This is a genomic window from Xanthomonas fragariae (assembly GCF_900183975.1).
Classification (GTDB): domain Bacteria; phylum Pseudomonadota; class Gammaproteobacteria; order Xanthomonadales; family Xanthomonadaceae; genus Xanthomonas; species Xanthomonas fragariae.
On record NZ_LT853882.1, the window covers coordinates 2,674,184 to 2,691,384 of the forward strand.

14 protein-coding genes and 6 pseudogenes are annotated in these 17,201 nt (G+C 61.5%); 6 read left to right on the top strand and 14 right to left on the bottom strand.

Going from position 1 to position 17,201, the window contains the following annotated elements:
* Positions 1 to 21: 21 nt before the first annotated feature.
* From PD885_RS22085 to PD885_RS12395, 3 genes are read left to right on the top strand one after another with little or no spacing between them, the layout of a single operon-like run.
* Positions 22 to 585 carry a hypothetical protein gene (locus tag PD885_RS22085; RefSeq protein ID WP_002802295.1) on the top strand — a complete coding sequence of 188 codons (564 nt, stop codon included), beginning with the start codon at positions 22 to 24 and terminating at the stop codon, positions 583 to 585.
* A gap of 8 nt (positions 586 to 593) precedes the next feature.
* Positions 594 to 1,658, top strand: coding sequence for a hypothetical protein (locus tag PD885_RS12390; protein ID WP_002802296.1), 1,065 nt, complete (start codon positions 594 to 596; stop codon positions 1,656 to 1,658).
* 45 nt (positions 1,659 to 1,703) lie between these two features.
* Positions 1,704 to 2,264 carry a hypothetical protein gene (locus tag PD885_RS12395; protein ID WP_002802297.1) on the top strand — a complete coding sequence of 187 codons (561 nt, stop codon included), beginning with the start codon at positions 1,704 to 1,706 and terminating at the stop codon, positions 2,262 to 2,264.
* Between the two features lie 218 nt (positions 2,265 to 2,482).
* Here the strand turns inward: PD885_RS12395 and PD885_RS12400 are convergent, their stop codons facing one another.
* On the bottom strand, positions 2,483 to 3,211 hold the full coding sequence (locus PD885_RS12400) for a hypothetical protein (protein WP_002802298.1): 729 nt from the start codon (positions 3,209 to 3,211) through the stop codon (positions 2,483 to 2,485).
* Complete coding sequence (locus tag PD885_RS12405; protein ID WP_159087629.1) at positions 3,183 to 3,713, bottom strand: MobA/MobL family protein; 531 nt, start codon at positions 3,711 to 3,713, stop codon at positions 3,183 to 3,185. The genes PD885_RS12400 and PD885_RS12405 overlap by 29 nt, the downstream gene beginning before the upstream one ends.
* Before the next feature lie 697 nt (positions 3,714 to 4,410).
* Between PD885_RS12405 and PD885_RS12410 the strand changes: the two are divergent.
* Positions 4,411 to 5,537, top strand: a pseudogene (locus PD885_RS12410) (IS3 family transposase).
* Positions 5,538 to 5,550: 13 nt separating this feature from the next.
* On the opposite strand, the gene PD885_RS12415 reads toward PD885_RS12410, so the two are convergent.
* On the bottom strand, positions 5,551 to 5,955 hold the full coding sequence (locus PD885_RS12415; RefSeq protein ID WP_145954104.1) for a hypothetical protein: 405 nt from the start codon (positions 5,953 to 5,955) through the stop codon (positions 5,551 to 5,553).
* Between the two features lie 256 nt (positions 5,956 to 6,211).
* Positions 6,212 to 6,550: pseudogene (locus tag PD885_RS20800) on the bottom strand (transposase); the annotation flags it as partial.
* Between PD885_RS20800 and PD885_RS12425 the strand changes: the two are divergent.
* Together PD885_RS12425 and PD885_RS12430 are read left to right on the top strand one after the other, a co-directional pair.
* Positions 6,545 to 6,787, top strand: a pseudogene (locus PD885_RS12425) (IS5/IS1182 family transposase); the annotation flags it as partial. The pseudogenes PD885_RS20800 and PD885_RS12425 sit on opposite strands and share 6 nt — an antisense overlap.
* Before the next feature lie 66 nt (positions 6,788 to 6,853).
* Positions 6,854 to 7,998 (top strand): annotated as a pseudogene (locus PD885_RS12430) (IS3 family transposase).
* Between the two features lie 26 nt (positions 7,999 to 8,024).
* On the opposite strand, the pseudogene PD885_RS12435 reads toward PD885_RS12430, so the two are convergent.
* From PD885_RS12435 to PD885_RS12480, 10 genes and pseudogenes are all read right to left on the bottom strand, one after another.
* Positions 8,025 to 8,507: pseudogene (locus PD885_RS12435) on the bottom strand (DUF4011 domain-containing protein); the annotation flags it as partial.
* Between the two features lie 235 nt (positions 8,508 to 8,742).
* Positions 8,743 to 10,110, bottom strand: a complete 1,368-nt coding sequence (locus PD885_RS12440) for an IS5 family transposase (protein WP_065975321.1) — start codon at positions 10,108 to 10,110, stop codon at positions 8,743 to 8,745.
* Between the two features lie 150 nt (positions 10,111 to 10,260).
* Positions 10,261 to 10,981: pseudogene (locus tag PD885_RS12445) on the bottom strand (IS5 family transposase); the annotation flags it as partial.
* A 105-nt stretch (positions 10,982 to 11,086) separates the two neighbouring features.
* A complete protein-coding gene (locus tag PD885_RS12450) occupies positions 11,087 to 12,331 on the bottom strand; it encodes a glutamate-5-semialdehyde dehydrogenase (protein ID WP_002802328.1) in 1,245 nt (414 codons plus the stop codon).
* Positions 12,332 to 12,471: 140 nt separating this feature from the next.
* Positions 12,472 to 13,626: a glutamate 5-kinase gene (gene proB, locus PD885_RS12455; protein WP_002802330.1), complete on the bottom strand. Its 1,155-nt coding sequence runs from the start codon at positions 13,624 to 13,626 to the stop codon at positions 12,472 to 12,474.
* A gap of 13 nt (positions 13,627 to 13,639) precedes the next feature.
* Positions 13,640 to 13,900, bottom strand: coding sequence for a YciI family protein (locus PD885_RS12460; protein ID WP_002802331.1), 261 nt, complete (start codon positions 13,898 to 13,900; stop codon positions 13,640 to 13,642).
* On the bottom strand, positions 13,900 to 14,265 hold the full coding sequence (locus PD885_RS12465) for a cupin domain-containing protein (RefSeq protein ID WP_040761992.1): 366 nt from the start codon (positions 14,263 to 14,265) through the stop codon (positions 13,900 to 13,902). Before PD885_RS12465 ends, PD885_RS12460 begins: the two co-directional genes overlap by 1 nt.
* Positions 14,265 to 15,560: an argininosuccinate lyase gene (locus tag PD885_RS12470; RefSeq protein ID WP_002802333.1), complete on the bottom strand. Its 1,296-nt coding sequence runs from the start codon at positions 15,558 to 15,560 to the stop codon at positions 14,265 to 14,267. Before PD885_RS12470 ends, PD885_RS12465 begins: the two co-directional genes overlap by 1 nt.
* Before the next feature lie 81 nt (positions 15,561 to 15,641).
* Positions 15,642 to 16,592 (bottom strand): N-acetyl-gamma-glutamyl-phosphate reductase, encoded by a 951-nt coding sequence (gene argC / locus PD885_RS12475; protein WP_002802334.1) that lies wholly within the window; start codon positions 16,590 to 16,592, stop codon positions 15,642 to 15,644.
* Positions 16,589 to 17,200 (bottom strand): GNAT family N-acetyltransferase, encoded by a 612-nt coding sequence (locus PD885_RS12480; protein ID WP_002802335.1) that lies wholly within the window; start codon positions 17,198 to 17,200, stop codon positions 16,589 to 16,591. The genes argC and PD885_RS12480 overlap by 4 nt, the downstream gene beginning before the upstream one ends.
* Position 17,201: the final 1 nt, after the last annotated feature.

Below are 17,201 nucleotides of genomic sequence, written 5' to 3' on the forward strand. Positions count from 1 at the left end.
CCAACAGGCATCGGAACGCCCATGTCTAACGAGCAAGAACTCCCCGCCCTACTGACATCGCTTCAAAACACGCTCAAGCTGCAATCCGCGTTGATGGCCAAGTTCGAGCAGCGCGAGGCTCGTATGCAAGCCGCCTTCGACCAGCGAATGCAGGCATTGCAGGGCGAGGTCGCCCAGGTACATCGCCGGGTGGACGGCATTGTCGGAGGAGCCAGCTCCCAGATCGCCAAAGAGGCCAAGGATGCGGTAGCGCCGATTGCGGCACGGTACGACCGCGACGTATCGGCCACGTCTGCGCAGTTGCAAAAAGCCAATAAGACCGTGTGGATGTGGTTCGGTGCCGCCGGCGCGATCCTGCTGCTCGTTCTTCTCGTCGGCTGGGCCGTGTTGGGCTACTACCGCCGCGAACTCTCCACCGTCAAGGAAGAGCTCCAGCGCTACGAGAACGCTATCCCTGTCCTCCAAGCCTACTACGCCTCGGATGCCGTCATCTGCGGCGACCGTGTGTGCGTCGATGTCGATCCTAATGGACAGCGGACAGGCGACAAACGACAGTACCGTCAAGCAAAACCCAGGACTCAATAATAGCCACCATGCAGCATGACCGCGTCCAGCCACTCAACTACTGCGCCCACGCCATCGAGGACCTCAAGTCATGGTCTGCACAGTTGCGACACACTGCACCGCAGACCTCTCACGTCATGCTTCGCGTGATCGAGTTGTTAAGGACCAGCGTCAAGTTCATCCTTCCTAATCAGTGCAACCTCGTCGCCCCCGACGAACTGCGGCAAGCGCACCTCGACCTCGCTCGCTTGCCCTTTTCCTGCGTTGCCTTCGAAGTTTCTTACGAGCAAGAAAGCGGCCTGCCGCCACTGCCCGACCTTGCCGGATTCCAACAGCATCACGCTACGCGACGTATTGCCTTGTGCTGGGAGCCCCACCCCGCTTACGAGCTGCTACCGGGCCTTAACGACATTCTGCAGCGGTTCCCCGACGGAGGTGCATTTATTGTTCCTCTCTACTGGACGCCAATCGATAGCAAGTGGAATCTTGGCATGGGCGGCAGCTTCCATCCCTACAAGAACGAGCTTCGCGAATACGGAACAAGCGAGCTTCTACCGGCAAGCGGAATCGTCAACGAAGCCCTCATCGAAGTGGGGCGCGCCACAAACAAGAGCAAGCGGTTCCGGAGCGAGCCCTTCTTTCTGCAACCGGAACTCTTTGAAGCCAGACTTGCGATGGCCCATCATGGAAATCGCGAACGAGCATATGCGGAAATTCATCTAGACGCACAGGATGAAGAGCTTTTCATGATTCAGGCATGCAGTGTTATCAACTGCTCGAACGTCACAACAGCCGAGCTTCCTAGGCCTAAGATGATCAACAAAAAGCGTGAAGCCAAGGGCAAACAGCCCTTCTTCACCTACAAGGTTCTGCAACTTACGGAGGAACGTCGAACGGGCGGCACTGGGGAGGGAGGAAGTCACGCCAGCCCACGAATGCATCTCCGACGCGGCCATCTGCGCCGACTTGAAAGCAAAACAGTTTGGGTGAAAGCAACAATGGTGAACGCCAGTTCTTCCGATGGGGTTGTTGTGAAGGACTACGCAGTGCCGCCACGACCAGCCGGCTCAAAGCCAGAGTTGAAAGGAGTTTGACTGCTCCCGACACGGCAATCCTTCACTGAGCCCGATACATTTCGCATGCACATTCGCCTCCAGACCTTCCGCGACAAACAAGGTCGCCTGCGGCAAGGCCGCACCGTTGCCCTGCGCCGCTCGGTCTACGACGCCAAGCAGGGCAAGTCGCGGCTGGTTCAGCTCGGGACGGTTGACCGCTTCGCCCGCGATCTGCCGCGCGAGCTGAAAGCGGTTCTCACACGTGAGGAGAAGGAAGAATTCCGGCAGTGGATTGCGGAGCGGGATCAGCAGCTTGCTGAGCTGCTGCAGCGCCACCATCTCGGCCGACTGGCGGAGTATCTCGGGCTGGCAGCAAAGGCGCTTTCGTCAGGCGTCGAGCCCGAAGACCCCGAGCGGCTCTGGGACGCCATAGGCGTCCTGACACGCGCTTTAGAGAAGGCAGGTCACCCCAAGCCCGCCAAAGAGCGCGGACGCCCAGCTAAAGCATCCACGCCGTCTGCCGAGGACTTGATCGACCTGGACGAGTCGCTGGTCTGGGTCTGCGAGAACATGCCCAACTTCATGCCCGAGGAGCTATTGGCTGCTCCTGCTGCTAAGCGAACCCGCAAGCGTTCCCTCAAGTGACGCCATGTGGTCGAAAGGGTGGCCTAACGCTGGCGTGAGCGTGTTGGCACCGTGGCAAGACGATGGCGCAACCGGGGCGACATGGTGGCGGCAAAGTGGTTGATCCGCCACCCAACCGCCCGTTACGACACCATCCAAACACCATGACCCCACTCTTCCGGCACCTTGGCGCCATCACGGTGCACCGGCCCCATCACCGTAAAACCACCGTAGCGCCATCATGGCTCCAAGTTCGCGCTCGGAATGTCGACATCATCCGCTGGGCGATCATCCAGCGTTGTTCCGATTGCAGTTGCACTCTCAAGCCGTTCCTGCTCGACGATGCCTTCCACCATGCGTCGGGCCAACTCGGTGACACCGCCTTGGGACGCCATCGCATCCGCCAGTACAACGAATTGTTCCTCGATTCGCTGGTGCAACGTTAGTTCCAGGAGCCGCGGGTCCACACCGAACTCGTTGCCCAGTCGTCGAATTTCCGCCTCATACTCTGGCCACCGCAGATCGTCTTTCCCACGCCTCTTCGCCACCGGCGCTGGCCCGGGTGCTGGCTTCTCCCGCAGCGCATCCAGACGCGCCTCGAATTCCGCGATGGAAGCCTCGACGCCACGGCGTTGACGCGCCAGCCGTCGGGACCGATTTTCGGCAGCGATGGCCCGATTCAGGTCGCCCAGAAAAGTTCCGATCCCGCGCCGCTCGAAAGCAGTCGCGACCGCACCCAAGTGCACCCCAGGAAGCCGGTCAAGTTCGACGACTTTCAGGTGTTCGCCACGCGCTTCCGCATCCTGCCGCTGCACCTGTATGGCTCGATGATCCCATTGTTCGGAGAGCCCGGCTGCCGTCATGCGCCGATTGCCGATCTCGGCCCATTTCCGACACCAGAATTCCAGCGTCTTGGGCCCGTCCTTCAGACCAGTAAACTCACGCGCCTTGTCCTTTGCTGAAGCCACCGGCCGTCAGCATCCGCGTGCTCATCAGAACATGAGCATGGCGCCCGCCTGAGAGCTTCTCGCTGCCATCCCAGCGCCTTGTGTCGTCTTCGTGAATGGCGAACTCGATAGCAACCCCATACCGCTCCATGACGGCCTGCGCAAACTCCCGAACCATTGCGATCTCCCGCTCCAGACTCATCCCGTAAGGCAGGCACAAGATGAATTCGTTGGCCAGCCGCGCATCCTTCCGAGATTCGGCTGCCTCGACCGCATTCCAGAGGGTTTCGCGATGCCGAGCCCATGCGGGCGCCATAGTCGGGACCACGATTTCGGTGTGCTCGACGCGCTGTTTGCGACGATAGTCGTGCACGACACCAGTCCGATGATCCGTGATCATGCTGCCGGTGCGGTAAGCAATGGCCGCCGTGACGCTGAACTGGTGCTCGGCGCGAGTGGCCGCATCCGGCCTGCTTTTCTTGCCGCCACTGCGGGAGATGTAGTTCAGCTCACACCGGTACATGGCGTCACCTCGATCGGTTCTGTGTACCTCGACGTGCACGGTCAACACGCCGCTTGCGGGATCAAGGGGCGGAGCCCCTAGCGCAGGCATCGCGCAGCGATGCCTGCGCTCTTGCCGTTGGCAAGAGAGAGAGATCAACATCGCGATATTTGGCACCAAATGTGCGCGTGGCGCAAGTCACTGCGGCCACAGAAAATTGATTTTCCGTGGTAACGGCGAAATCCAGAAGGTAATCAGGCCGAAGTCGTCATGACACCCCAGTGGCGGCATGCCCCGCTCCTGTCCGCATTACGGATACTTAAAAATCTATTCTTTACATGGAAGATCTTGGATGGCGCACCCTTAAACAATTCTCATGCGCCCAAAGACAGCCAGTGACATGGCGGCCAAGCCATAGCATTACTCTTAACTACTATGACTAATTCTATAGGATTGCATTTCCGCAAATCATTCGCCATGATCGACTCATGGACCAGACAACTCTCGCCACGGAAAACGCCGCCACGACGGCACCTCGACGCGGCCGCCGCGCATCCACAGAAATGAGTGCGACACGACGACAGGAAATTGCACGCCTTGAGCGCATCGTGACATCGCAGAAGGAGCGGCTTGCGAAGCTGAAAGAGGACCGACGTCCCCCCAATTTTGAGTAGCGCCTCAGTTTGGAGTCCAATTCCCTACCCCGAGGAGATTGGACGTGAAGAAGCGCTTTACCGAAGAGCAGATCATTGGCTTCCTGCGCGAAGCCGAAGCAGGCGTGGCGATCAAAGACCTGTGCCGGCGCCATGGCTTCAGTGAGGCCTCGTACTCCCTGTGGCGCAGCAAGTTCGGCGGGATGAGCGTGCCCGATGCCAAGCGACTCAAGGACCTTGAGTCCGAAAACGCGCGGCTGAAGAAGTTGTTGGCCGAGCAGCTGTTCGAAAACGACCTGATCAAGGATGCACTGCGAAAAAAGTGGTGAGCGCACCCGCGCGTCGTGCGCTGGTGCGCGAGTGGATCGGGTGCGGTGCCAGCGAGCGTCGCGCCTTGGCGGCGATCGGCATGAGCGCCAGTGCGCTGCGCTACTGCCCGCGCGAAGACCGCAACGTTGAGCTACGCGAGCGCATTCTTGCGCTGGCGCATCGCCATCGCCGCTATGGCGTGGGGATGATCTATCTCAAACTTCGTCAGGAAGGACGCGTCGTGAACTACAAGCGCGTGGAGCGGTTGTACCGCGAACAGCAGTTGCAGGTCCGGCGCCGCCAAGCGCAAAAAAGTACCGGTGGGCGAGCGTCAACCGCTGCTGCGGCCATCGCAGGCCAACCAGGTGTGGTCGATGGACTTCGTGTTCGACCGCACCGCCGAAGGCCGGGTGATCAAGTGTCTGGTGATCGTGGACTACGCAACCCACGAAGCGGTCGCCATCGACGTGGAGCGCGCGATCTCGGGACACGGCGTTGCGCGCGTGCTGGACCGACTGGCACACAGTCGCGGTTTGCCGCAGGTGATCCGCACCGAGCGCGAAGCCTGCCCTCGGGGCACAACGGCAAGGAGTTTTGCGGCAGGGCGATGGTCGCCTGGGCGCACGCCCGTGGTGTGCAGCTACGGCTCATCCAGCCGGGCAAACCGAACCAGAACGCCTACGTCGAATCGTTCAACGGCCGACTACGCGACGAATGCCTCAACGAACACTGGTTCCCGACGTTGCTGCATGCACGCACCGAGATCGAACGCTGGCGACGTGAATACAACGAGGACCGACCCAAGAAAGCAATCGGCGGCATGACGCCGGCCGCTTATGCCCAACATCTGGCAAACACCGATATCATCAGGCCCGGACTCTAAACCCGGCCGCTACTCAGGGCGGGGGGACGTCGGACGTCGGGCCGGCCAGGCCCTTGGCTGATGACTTTTTGAGGAACGTCGCGAGATTACCGACGCGGCTAGCAAGTGCGATGATCCGTTTCGCGTAGGTCTTCGCCTTTTGCCTGGGGGCGGAGTGTTGACTCGCTCCCTTCTGATTGGATTCGGAAGAAGACTCTTTGGGCGTGCTCGTCAGGCTCGGTTGCACATTGTATTGCTCGGGGCTGAGTTCCCTGACGAGTCCCGTTCGCTTACCCAGCTCGGCGAACTCGTCGAATCTGTCAGGGTATCTTTTGCCGATAAGCTGCAACATCCTCTGGATGTCTGGATCCTCTGACTGCAAAACGAGCTTGCGGCGGCTGCCGGGGGAACGTGGCGCTGGGGACAGCGGCCCGGACATGGAGGCCTCGGGTGCGAGAGACGAGGGCTGGGCACTGGTGTATGGAGCGCTGTCTGCGTCCAAACTACCAGCATACCGCGGCGTATTTGAGTGTCTGTTGATGTACACGGCGACATCCGTGGCTAAAGTGTCGGCTTATGATGAGATGAGCGTACTGCGGTGAATGCGCACGTTGCGAATGCAATGCGCGGTCGACGAAATCAACTGCGCAAGCGTGCGCTGATCTCGCTAATGCGTCGTCCCTGAAAAATCCCCTTCAAGCGCCAAGTGCCGTCGGTGACAGCGGCACGGCACTCAAGGATGACCATCCCATCGCCCGCATCCAGGCACGCAAAAACGCGATCCAGCGCAGCAGCCAGCGCAGGTTGTAGCCGGCCGCGCAGCCGAGCACGTGCAGCGCATCGCCTTGGGCACCTTTCAGCCTGCAGCGACGCAACCTGCAGTCGTCTTTCAGATGTCCGATCACCGGCTCCACCGCCTGCCGTCGCTTGATCCAGCGCCATTGCCGTCGCGTCAGCGTCTTGGCCTTGCCGCAATGCAGGACCTGCACGCCATCGACTTCGCGCCCGCGATAGCCCAGGTCCACGATCGCCACGGTTCGATTCAAGCCATCAGCAACAAGCGCCAGCGTCGTTGGGAAGAACGTTGGGAACATGTCAAGGCAAGTGTGCGTGCGAAGGTGAAGCATCAGTTCCGGGTCATCAAACGGCAGTTTGGCTACACCAAGGTCCGCATCGCGGTTTGGTCAGGAACACCGCGCAGGTGCTGAGGTTGTTTGCGCTATCCAAATCTGTGGATGGCGCGCCGGCAGTTGCTGCCGGCCAGCGGATGATTTTGATACGCCCAGAGTTTCCTAGACATCTCAAGGCCATGGAAAATGGTCAATTCGGAGGTGTCTATGAGCAGCAAGCGGTATACGGATGAATTCAAGATCGAGGCGGTCCGGCAAGTGACCGATCGTGGTTTCAAGGTAGCAGAAGTCGCGGAGCGACTGGGTGTCACCACGCACAGCCTCTACGCCTGGCTGCGCAAGTTCGGCAAGCCTGGCGTGGTGCAGCGCGCCGAGGTGGACCAGAGCGCCGAGGTTCGGCGGCTGAAGGCAGAGTTGCGTCGAGTGACCGAGGAGCGCGACATGCTAAAAAAGGCCGCCGCGTACTTTGCCAAGGGGTAAGGGCAAAGTACGCCTTCATGTAAGCCCACTGTGGGGAATTCAGGGTGTGTGCGATGTGCCGGGTATTGCGGGTCAACCGGTCGGGCTATTACGCCTGGTTGTGCTCGCCCAACAGTGAGCGCGCCAAGGAAGATGAGCGCTTGCTTGGACTGATCAAGCACCATTGGCTGGCCAGCGGCAGTGTCTATGGGCATCGCAAGATCACCAGGGATCTGCGCGATCTGGGTGAGCGTTGCAGTCGCCATCGGGTGCATCGGCTGATGCGCACCGAGGGACTGCGTGCCCAGGTGGGCTATGGTCGCAAACTGCGCTTCCATGGAGGAATGCAGTGCAAGGCGGCGGCCAACCTGCTTGACCGACAGTTCGACGTGACTGAGCCGGACACAGCCTGGGCGAGCGATTTCACCTTCATCCGCACGCATGAAGGCTGGATGTACCTGGCTGTTGTGATCGATCTGTTTTCCCGGCAGGTCGTCGGCTGGGCGATGCGCGATCGGGCCGACACCGAGTTGGTCGTGCAGGCCTTGTTGTCTGCGGTGTGGCGGCGCAAACCCAACGCTGGTTGCTTGGTTCATTCGGACCAAGGGTCTGTCTACACCAGCGATGACTGGCGCAGTTTCCTGGCGTCCCATGGCTTGGTGTGCAGCATGAGTCGGCGTGGCAACTGCCACGACAACGCACCCATGGAGAGCTTCTTCGGACTGCTCAAACGCGAGCGGATCAGGCGGCGGACCTATTCCACCAAGGACGCCGCTCGCGCCGAGGTATTCGACTACATCGAGATGTTCTACAACCCCAACCGCCGCCACGGTTCAACTGGCGACCTGTCCCCTGTAGAGTTCGAGCGGCGCTACGCGCAACGAGGGTCTTGAGTGTCTACGGAACCCTGGGCGTATCACTGCTCTTCTTGACGCGTCCGCGCATCTGCGTAGAGATCCAGCAGCCGCTTTTGAAGACCTGTTGAAGTCAGCCGGGTCGACAGGTTGGCGTCCCAATGGCTCAGGACGCGCCCCTCCTCGTCCAACTCGAAATCAGGCTGCTCAACAAGTCTTGGATCCTTACTATCGTCCGCAAGGTAGTCTTCGTCGTCAGACAGCGAATCGATCGGCGCCAAGCCTTCATCCACTCCCTGCTTGATAGGGTCTTGCTTGCCTGGGATGAAGGTGAACCGCTTGCCTTCGATCACCAAGGTCTGATACATCGCCTTGGCCAATTCATTGACGACTTCGATGGTTTTAGCGCGGCCGCTGCGAGGCGTATGAAGAAGCCAGTTGCGCGTCGACAAGTCCAAGAGCTCAAGCCTAGCCTTTTCGATCTTGTCACGCAGGGCGCCGGCTCCCCTGAGGGATGAAACTTCTTCTGTGCCTAACGCCTGATCCATTGAATTCCCCTTAACTCTTCAAAAAGACAAACGCGCCAACCGAAGTCGACAGTAAAAGTGCACTGCCCCGAACGGCCTAGCCCTATAGTGCGCGCGACGCGTCATCCAATCCAGACCAAGGCGACCAGGGCGCGCGAGGCAATGGGCGAGCGTTCGTGGTGGCGAAATCTTCTGGGTCGTTTCCGGCTACAGCGGCGTAGAAGAATGCTATCTAGTCGTCTCTGAAAAATCCCCTTCAAGCGCCAAGTGCCGTCGGTGACAGCGGCACGGCACTCAAGGATGACCATCCCATCGCCCGCATCCAGGCACGCAAAAACGCGATCCAGCGCAGCAGCCAACGCAGGTTGTAGCCGGCGGCGCAGCCGAGCACGTGCAGCGCATCGCCTTGGGCACCTTTCAGCCTGCAGCGACGCAACCTGCAGTCGTTTTTCAGATGTCCGATCACCGGCTCCACCGCCTGCCGTCGCTTGATCCAGCGCCATTGCCGTCGCGTCAGCGTCTTGGCCTTGCCGCGATGCAGGACCTGCACGCCATCGACCTCGCGCCCGCGATCGCCCAGGTCCACGATCGCCACCGTCGGTTCTACGCTCACATCCTGCAGCAACCCGCGTGTCTGCTCCAGCTGCTCGGCCAAGGTATCGCCGTCGTACGGGTTGCCCGGGAAGCTGCGCGCACCCACGACCAATCCCTTGCAGGCGGTGACTGCAATGCCGACCTTGACGCCGAATTCGTACGCTTGACGCGCCTTGCCCTTGCCGATGCATTCCACTTCCGGGGCATGCAATGCGTAGAGTTTTTGTTTGTCCTTCGGACGCTGCGTGTACAGCCGTTGCGCACGTTCCAGCCAGACAGCGATGCGCTCGCGCACGCCGGTGTTTACCTGATCGAGTTTGCGTTGGATGTCGCGCACGAGCCGTCCCAGCACTGTGCGTTGACGTCGCAGCACGCGCCGCATCCGCTTGAACTGGCGCGCATGCGCATACCGACCTGCCTTGCGGCTCAGGGCCGGGCCTTGCCGCGCGTAGCTCTGCCGCAATCCGATGCCGTGCCGCTTGGCCAGTAACACCAGCTTCTTGCGTGCCACCTCCAGCAAACGGCTGTCGGTCGGATAGGCGATCGCCTTTTCCTGCACCGTGGTGTCCACGATCACCCGCGACAACTCGCGTGCGTCCACCGCCTGCATCGCATGCGCGGCGTTGATGGTGTGCGCCAGCAGCTCTTCCATCCCGGCCTCACCCAGGCGCTGCCGCCAGCGCGTCAGCGAGCTGGCATCGCACGGCAAGCGCGTCTGGAACACGACCTCACCGGTGAAGAACTGCCAGTACGGATTCTCCAGCCAGCGCTCGCACACCGCTTCATCGGACAGGTCGTAGGCGTGTTTGAGGTAGAGCAAACCGGCAATCAGCCGCACCGGCAATGCCGGCCGACCGCCACCGGCCTGGGTGGCCGGCAAGCGCGATGAAAGTGCTTGCTCCAACGCCGTCCACGGCATCCGTTGGCTCAGCCGCGCCAGCGGATGACGCAGATCGATCTGGTTCTCCAGCCGCGAACGAAACAACTCGTCGGCGGGTCTGTCTTCGGCAGCAGGACGGCGTGTACGCATGGGCGGAAATTGCAAGAAACCAGCCTTCAGCGTAGCGAACACTGGTAGTTCTGGCACGCCGGTGAAGACATCAAGGCCTTGCGGTCGTTGGGTGGTTGGGGTTTTTCAGGGGCGACTATCTAGGGAAGGTCTGAACACTCAACCAGCATCACGCTTGGTAGCAATGAAAAACGCTGCCTTACAAGCCTGCGATTCTTCGCGTTTATTCGCACCGCTTTCGCCGCTTTCGCCGAACACGCTGTGTTGCTTGCCGTGCAGCAACGCGTGCGTCACCGTAACATCGGCCACGTTGGCTGCGGTGCAGTGTACGGCGTGAACCAAGCCGGAGAACTCATCCATACCAATGTGCGCTTTCATGCCGAACTACCATCGATTGCCCTTCTTGGTCTGATGCATTTCAGAGTTGCGCGCGTGATCTGCAGCCTTGGTCGAGATGGGCGCGTCGATGAGAAATCGTGCTGGACCGCAGGTGCTGGCCCTTGCGCGCCAGATGCGCGTCGACAGCGTCCAACATCCGCCCGGCAACACTATGCGTCTCCAGCAAGCGGCGGACGTTGAGAATCGTGGTCGCGTCGGGAACCGTGTCCAGGCCACCGAGCTGAACAAAACGGCGCAAGGTCGGAATCTCGTGCAGAGGCTCTTCCATCGCCGGATCGCTCAGCGCATACCACTGCTGCTGCAAATGAATCCGCAACATCGTGGCCAACGCGTAGGGCTATCGCCCGGGACGGCCCGACACGGGATAGTGCGGCTCAATCAATCTAAGCAGTTGCGTCCACGGCACCACCTGCTTCATCTCGGCCAGGAAGATCTCACGGCAGGGCTGTTTGCCCTTGCATGGCTCACTTCTCAATCGTTGGATGTAGGCGATATGGCGGCAGACATATGTCGCGACAACAGCAAAGACGAAGCGATCACCTGGTAGGCCAATCGTGTTCGTCTGCGTCGAATCAGTCTTGGCACGCAGGACGGCATGTCAGTGCCGCACCTGGCCCGCGCCACGCACTACAAAGCGCTCCACGGTGAGTGCTTCTAGCCCCATCGGGCCGTAGGAATGCAGGCGTGTAGTCGAGATGCCGATCTCCGCACCCAGGCCGAGCTCGCCACCATCGGAAAAACGCGAAGACGCGTTTACCATCACCACTGCCGAACGCAGCGAGTGCACAAATTGCTCGGCGTTGGTAGCGTCCTCGGTGGCGATCACTTCGGTATGGTCCGAACCGTATTGGCGGATATGCGTCAGCGCGGTATCCAGGTCCGGAACGATGCGGACTGCCAGGATCAGGTCCAGGAATTCGGCGGCGTAATCGTCATCGCTGGCGGCTGCGACATCGGGAAGCAATGTACGCGTTGCCGCATCGCCACGCAGCTCGACGTTGCGTTCGCGCAGTGCTTGCGCGGCGACCGGCAGAAAGCGCTCGGCGATGTGCGCATGCACCAGCAAGGTCTCTAGCGAATTGCACGCCGACGGCCGCGTCGCCTTGCCGTCGACCAGCAAGCGTACTGCCAGCTCCACATCGGCCGATGCATCCACAAACAGATGGCACACGCCCTTGTAGTGCTTGATCACCGGCACGCGTGCGTGCTCGGCGACAAAACGGATCAGCCCTTCACCACCGCGCGGAATCGCCAGATCGACGATGTCGCTGAGCTGCAGCAACTCCAACATGGTCTCACGGCGCAGGTCTTCGACCAGCGTCAGCGCAGCTTCCGGCACATCGGCCTCGCGCAGTGCACGCTGCAATGCGCGTGCGATCGCCGTATTGGAACCAATTGCCTCCGACCCCCCACGCAGGATCACCCCGTTGCCGGCCTTGATGCACAGCGCTGCCGCATCGGCTGTGACGTTGGGGCGCGCCTCGTAAATCATCGCGATCACGCCCAACGGCACACGCATCTTTTGCACGCGGATGCCGTTGGGGCGGATGTCCTCGCGCGTGATCTGCCCCACCGGATCCGGCAACAGTGCCACCTCGCGCAGTGCAGCGGCGATACCGGCCAGGCGCTTGGGATCGAGCGCCAAGCGATCGAGCATCGCACTGCCCACACCCTTCTCACGCGCCGCATTCAGATCGCGCGCGTTCGCATCCAGGATCAGCGTGGCATCGTGTTCCAACGCAGCCGCCATGGCATCGAGTAACGCCTGCTTGGCAGAGGACGATAGTTGCGACAGTACCTGAGCGGCATCGCGGCATTGCAGGGCGAGAGTTTTGATGGTCATTTGAGGGTCGGAATTCGGGAGGTGGGCATGGGCAAAAGCATACGGCACCGTTTTGCTGCCACAAAGCAATCAGGGATTGGGGAAACGAAAGCAGCGCCGGGGACCGCAGTGCACATGCTCTTGCGAATCCCGAATCCCCGCTACAAAAGCACCAAATCATCGCGATGCACGACATTTTCGCCGTAACTGTAGCCGAGTACGGTTTCGATCTCGCGCGAGTGACGGCGTGCGATGCGGCGGATGTCCAGGGCCGAGTACTGGCTCACGCCACGTGCCAGACAGCGCTCACCATCGCAATCGCGTAGACGAATCTCCACCATATCGCCGCGCCGGAAGTCGCCTTCCGCACCAGCAACACCGCCGGGCAACAGCGAGGCGCCTTTGTCGATCAGCGCTGCGGCCGCGCCGCCATCGACCAGGATCGCGCCCTGTTCCACCGGTGCGTGGCGCAGCCAGTACTTGCGTGCAGCGATGCGCGTGCGTGCGGCGTGGATGCGTGTGCCGTGCAGACGGTCCTGCGCCAGGGCGCGCACCACTTCGCCACTGCGCCCGTTGAACAGATAGGTTTCGATGCCGGCCGCACCTGCTTTTGCGGCAGCTTCCAGCTTGGTGCGCATGCCGCCGGTGCCCACGCTGCTGCCGCTGCCGCCAGCCATCGCCAGCACCTCGGCCGTGAGTTCGAGCACCTCGTCGAGCGGGCGCGCCAGCGGGTTGCTACGTGGGTCGGCGCTATACAGCCCGTCGATATCGGTGGCAATGAACAACGCATCGGCACCAACCAACGCGGCCACGATCGCGGCGAGATTGTCGTTGTCGCCCAGCTTGAGCTCATCCACTGACACGGTATCGTTCTCGTTGATGACTGGCAGCGCGCCCAGCCGCAACAACTCGCCCAAGGTGGCGCGTGCATTGAGATAGCGCCGACGGTTGCGCAGGTCGTCGTGGGTGAGCAACACCTGCGCGACCGGGCGCTCGAAAAAGCGCTGCCACAACGCGATCAACTGCGCCTGACCCAACGCGGCCAGCGCTTGGCGTGCGGCGATCGGCGCGCCGACCTCGGCGGCTTTCGGCAGGATCGCGCGGCCTGCGGCCACCGCACCTGACGACACGATCATCAGCTCACGCCCCGCCGCCAGATTGGCCGAAACGAACTGCGCCAACCCCAACGCAAACCGCGGCGACAATCCACCGCCATCTGCGGCTAACAGACTGCTGCCGACCTTAAGCACCGCGCGTCGCCACGGCGGCAGCGGTTGCTCGGTGAATGGTGACAGTGTGGTGGCAGGTGTGCTCATGTCGGCAACGTGCTCAATGCGTGTTCCACTCGTAGACCGTCAGCGTCGAGGCGTCGCGCAGCACCAGCGGATCACGCGCAACGATTTGCTGCGCCTCTTCCAAACTGGCGACATTGTTCAACACGTACGCGCCGCCGCTGCGATCGCTGAAACCGCCGGTGAGTTCGAGCTGCCCGGCTGCATGTAGTTCGCCTAGAAAATCGATGTGCGGCTGCACCACATCGGCCGGAAAGTTCGGCTTGCGCATCGCCAGCACCAGATAACGCGTGGCCATCAGCTTGCATCCTTCGCACGCGCAGCAGCGGGTATGCGTTCGCCACGACCATGCGGTGCGTAGATCACCAAAAAGCGCGCCTCCACGTCCGACAGATTGTGCATTTGATGGGTGGTGCCGGGAGGGACGTGCAGGCCCTGCCCGACGCGCAACACATGTTTTGCGCCGTCCAATTGCAGCATCACTTCACCAGCCAGCACGTAGAAAAAATGTCGCGCGCGACTATGCCGATGACGCAGCTCCGCAGCGCCCGGTGGCATTCGCTCTTCGAGCACGCTCAGCGTCGGGTCGCGTAACAGGTGCCAACCTTCGCAGGCTTCGCCCCAAAGATAGTGTTCTGCGGTGTCGGTGCTGATCACGGCCATCAGCGCAGCGCCTGCCAACGTGCATGCAAAACGTCCAGCTGCAGGTCTGCAGCCGCGCCTGGCGAGACACGGGCCGCCAAACTGCCTTCCGGCGTGCGCCCCTGCCCTGCGGTGTCGTAGGCTTCCGCTGCAGCCTTGTAAGCCTCGCGGAACGGCACGCCAGCCACGGCCGCTTCCACGGCTACATCGGTGGCATACATGCCCGAATCGATCGCCGCACGCAGTTTGTCCGGGCGCCACTCCAGATTGGCCAGCAGCGCAGGCAGCAATTCGAGAGCTGCCAGGCCACGCCCGAATCCGTGCACGATTGCGCCCTTGCTGCTCTGCAGATCGCGGTGATAACCCGAGGGCAGCGATAGCAGTTGTTCGATCTCGGTACGCGCTGCCGCCACGCTGGCGTGGGTCGCACGCATCAGCTCGATCACGTCGGGGTTGCGCTTGTTCGGCATGATCGAACTGCCGGTGGTGTATTGCGCCGGCAAGGCAACAAACGCGAATTCGCCGCTGGTGAACAACGACAGATCCCAGGCGATGCGGCGCAAATCCAGCGTAGCGCTGCCCAGTGCTTCGAGCGCAGCCAATTCGTATTTACCGCGCGAGAGCTGCGCATAGATCGGCGATACCTGCAGCCGTGCAAAGCCCAGCTCGGCGGTGGTATGCGCGCGATCCAGCGGCAGATTCACGCCATAGCCGGCTGCAGTGCCGAGCGGATTGCTGTCCACAAGCTGCAAGGTGTCGGTCGCACGCACGGCGTTGTCGACAAAAGCTTCTGCCCAGCCCGCCCACCACATCCCAGCCGATGACACCACCGCACGCTGGATGTGCGTATAGCCCGGCACTGGCAACTCGGCTTCCGCTTGCGCGCGATCCAACGCTACCTTGGCGATCTCGCTGCTGAGCTCGGCGACGCGTTGCAGTTTTTCCTTCAACCACAAGCGCGTGGCAACCAGGATTTGATCGTTACGGCTACGTCCGGTGTGAATCTTGCGGCCGGCATCGCCTAGCCGCTCGGTCAAGCGCGCTTCGATGGCCGAATGGCAATCTTCGTACTGCTCATCGAGCACGAACGCGCCGCTGCGAAAATCATCGGCCAGCAGATCGAGCTGTTTGCTCAGCCCGCCCAGTTCCTGCAGCGACAGAATGCCGATGTGCTGCAGCCCCTGCGCATGCGCCTTGCTGGCAGCGATGTCGTGCAGGAAGAACTCGCGGTCCAGGATTACGTCGTCGCCAGCCAGGAAGCTCTGGATCTTGGCGTCCACCGCCACGCCGGGTTTTTGCCACAGTAAATTGGTCATCAGGGGTCCTGTTACGGGACCGGGGATCCGGAAAAGGCAGGAGCGTGCGCACTCGCTTTCCCGGGTCCACGGCCCCAGGTATTACAACGGAATCGCGGTCCACTCGTCCCAGCCAAACGCCAGGTTGAGGTTCTGCATCGCCTGCGTCGCGGCGCCCTTAAGCAGGTTGTCCAGCGTCGCCACCACCACCACACGCTTGTTGCCCGGCGCCAGCGTCACGCCACCGATCTGCACGCCGTGCTTGCCGGCAATATGGCTGACCCATGGCGCCTCGTCGACGATCTCGATCAGCGGCTCGTCTGCATACCGCTGTGCGTAGCGCGCCTGGATCTGCTCGCGCGTCAACGGTTGCTGCAGCCACATGTTGACGGTCACGGTGATACCACGGAAATGCGACGCCACATGCGGCATGAACTCCACCGGCACGCCGAGCTGGGCGGATACTTCGCGCTCGTGGATGTGATTGGTCAGCGCATACGGCATCAGATTATTGGCAAGTAACTCGGGGTTGTTCTTGACCGACGGCGTGGTGCCCGCGCCGGAATAACCAGACACGCCAAAGCACTGCGGCGGGCCGGCCAGTTGATCGAGCAGCGGCGCGATCGTCAGCTGCAACGCGGTGGCATAGCAGCCCGGGTTGCTGATGCGCTTGTGCCCGCCATACTTGCCACGCGTAAGCTCCGGCAGCCCGTAATACCAAACCGGATTGAAGCGGTAATCGGCAGATAGATCGATCAACAACGTTTGCGGCCTGGCCACATCGATTGTGGCAACGAAGGGTTCGGCCTTTCCGTTGGGCAACGCAAGAATCACCACATCGACGGCCTTGGCGGCAACCGCGTCGGCATCCAGGCTTTCGTAGCGCAACTGGCCATGGTAGGCGTCGTTATGGTCGGCCACACGTTGTCCGGCCAATTCGCGCGAGGACACGAAGATCAACTGCAGGTGCGGATGCGCCGCCACCAGCTTGATCAATTCCGAACCGGTGTGCCCGCGGGCACCGACGATGCCGATGGTCGTTTGAACAGTCATGCGTTTGCTTCCAGGCGGAACTGCAGGTGGCGTTTGACCCCGGCCCATTCCGTATCGATGATGGAGAACACCACGGTATCGCGTGGCGTACCGTCTGCGTGGCGGGTGTGGTTGCGCAGCACACCGTCCTGCTTTGCCCCGAGGCGCGCAATCGCCGCACGCGAGGTATGATTGAACCAACTGGTCTCGAACACCACGCTCAGGCAACCCAGCGTTTCGAACGCGTGCTGCAGCAGCATCAGCTTGGTTTCGGTATTGACGCCGCTGCGCTGCACGCGCGGCGCGTACCAGGTGTAGCCGATCGACAGCCTGGGCACCGTCGCGTCCAGCCCGTAGTAGCGCGTGCTACCGACGATCTCACCGGCCGCATCGCGCACCACGGACGGCAACATCGCGCCATCCGCCTGCGCTGCCAATGCTGCAGCGACGTAGCCATCCACCTGCGCCGGTGCTGGCACGCCGGTGTACCACAGCCGCGACAATGCACCGTCGCCCAGCGCATCGCGCAGGCCATCGGCCTGCTCAGCCTGCAATGGCTCCAACGTGGCGTGCTGTCCGCGCAATATCGGCAACTCGCGCCAGGGCGGTGGCAATGCGAGGGTCGTCATC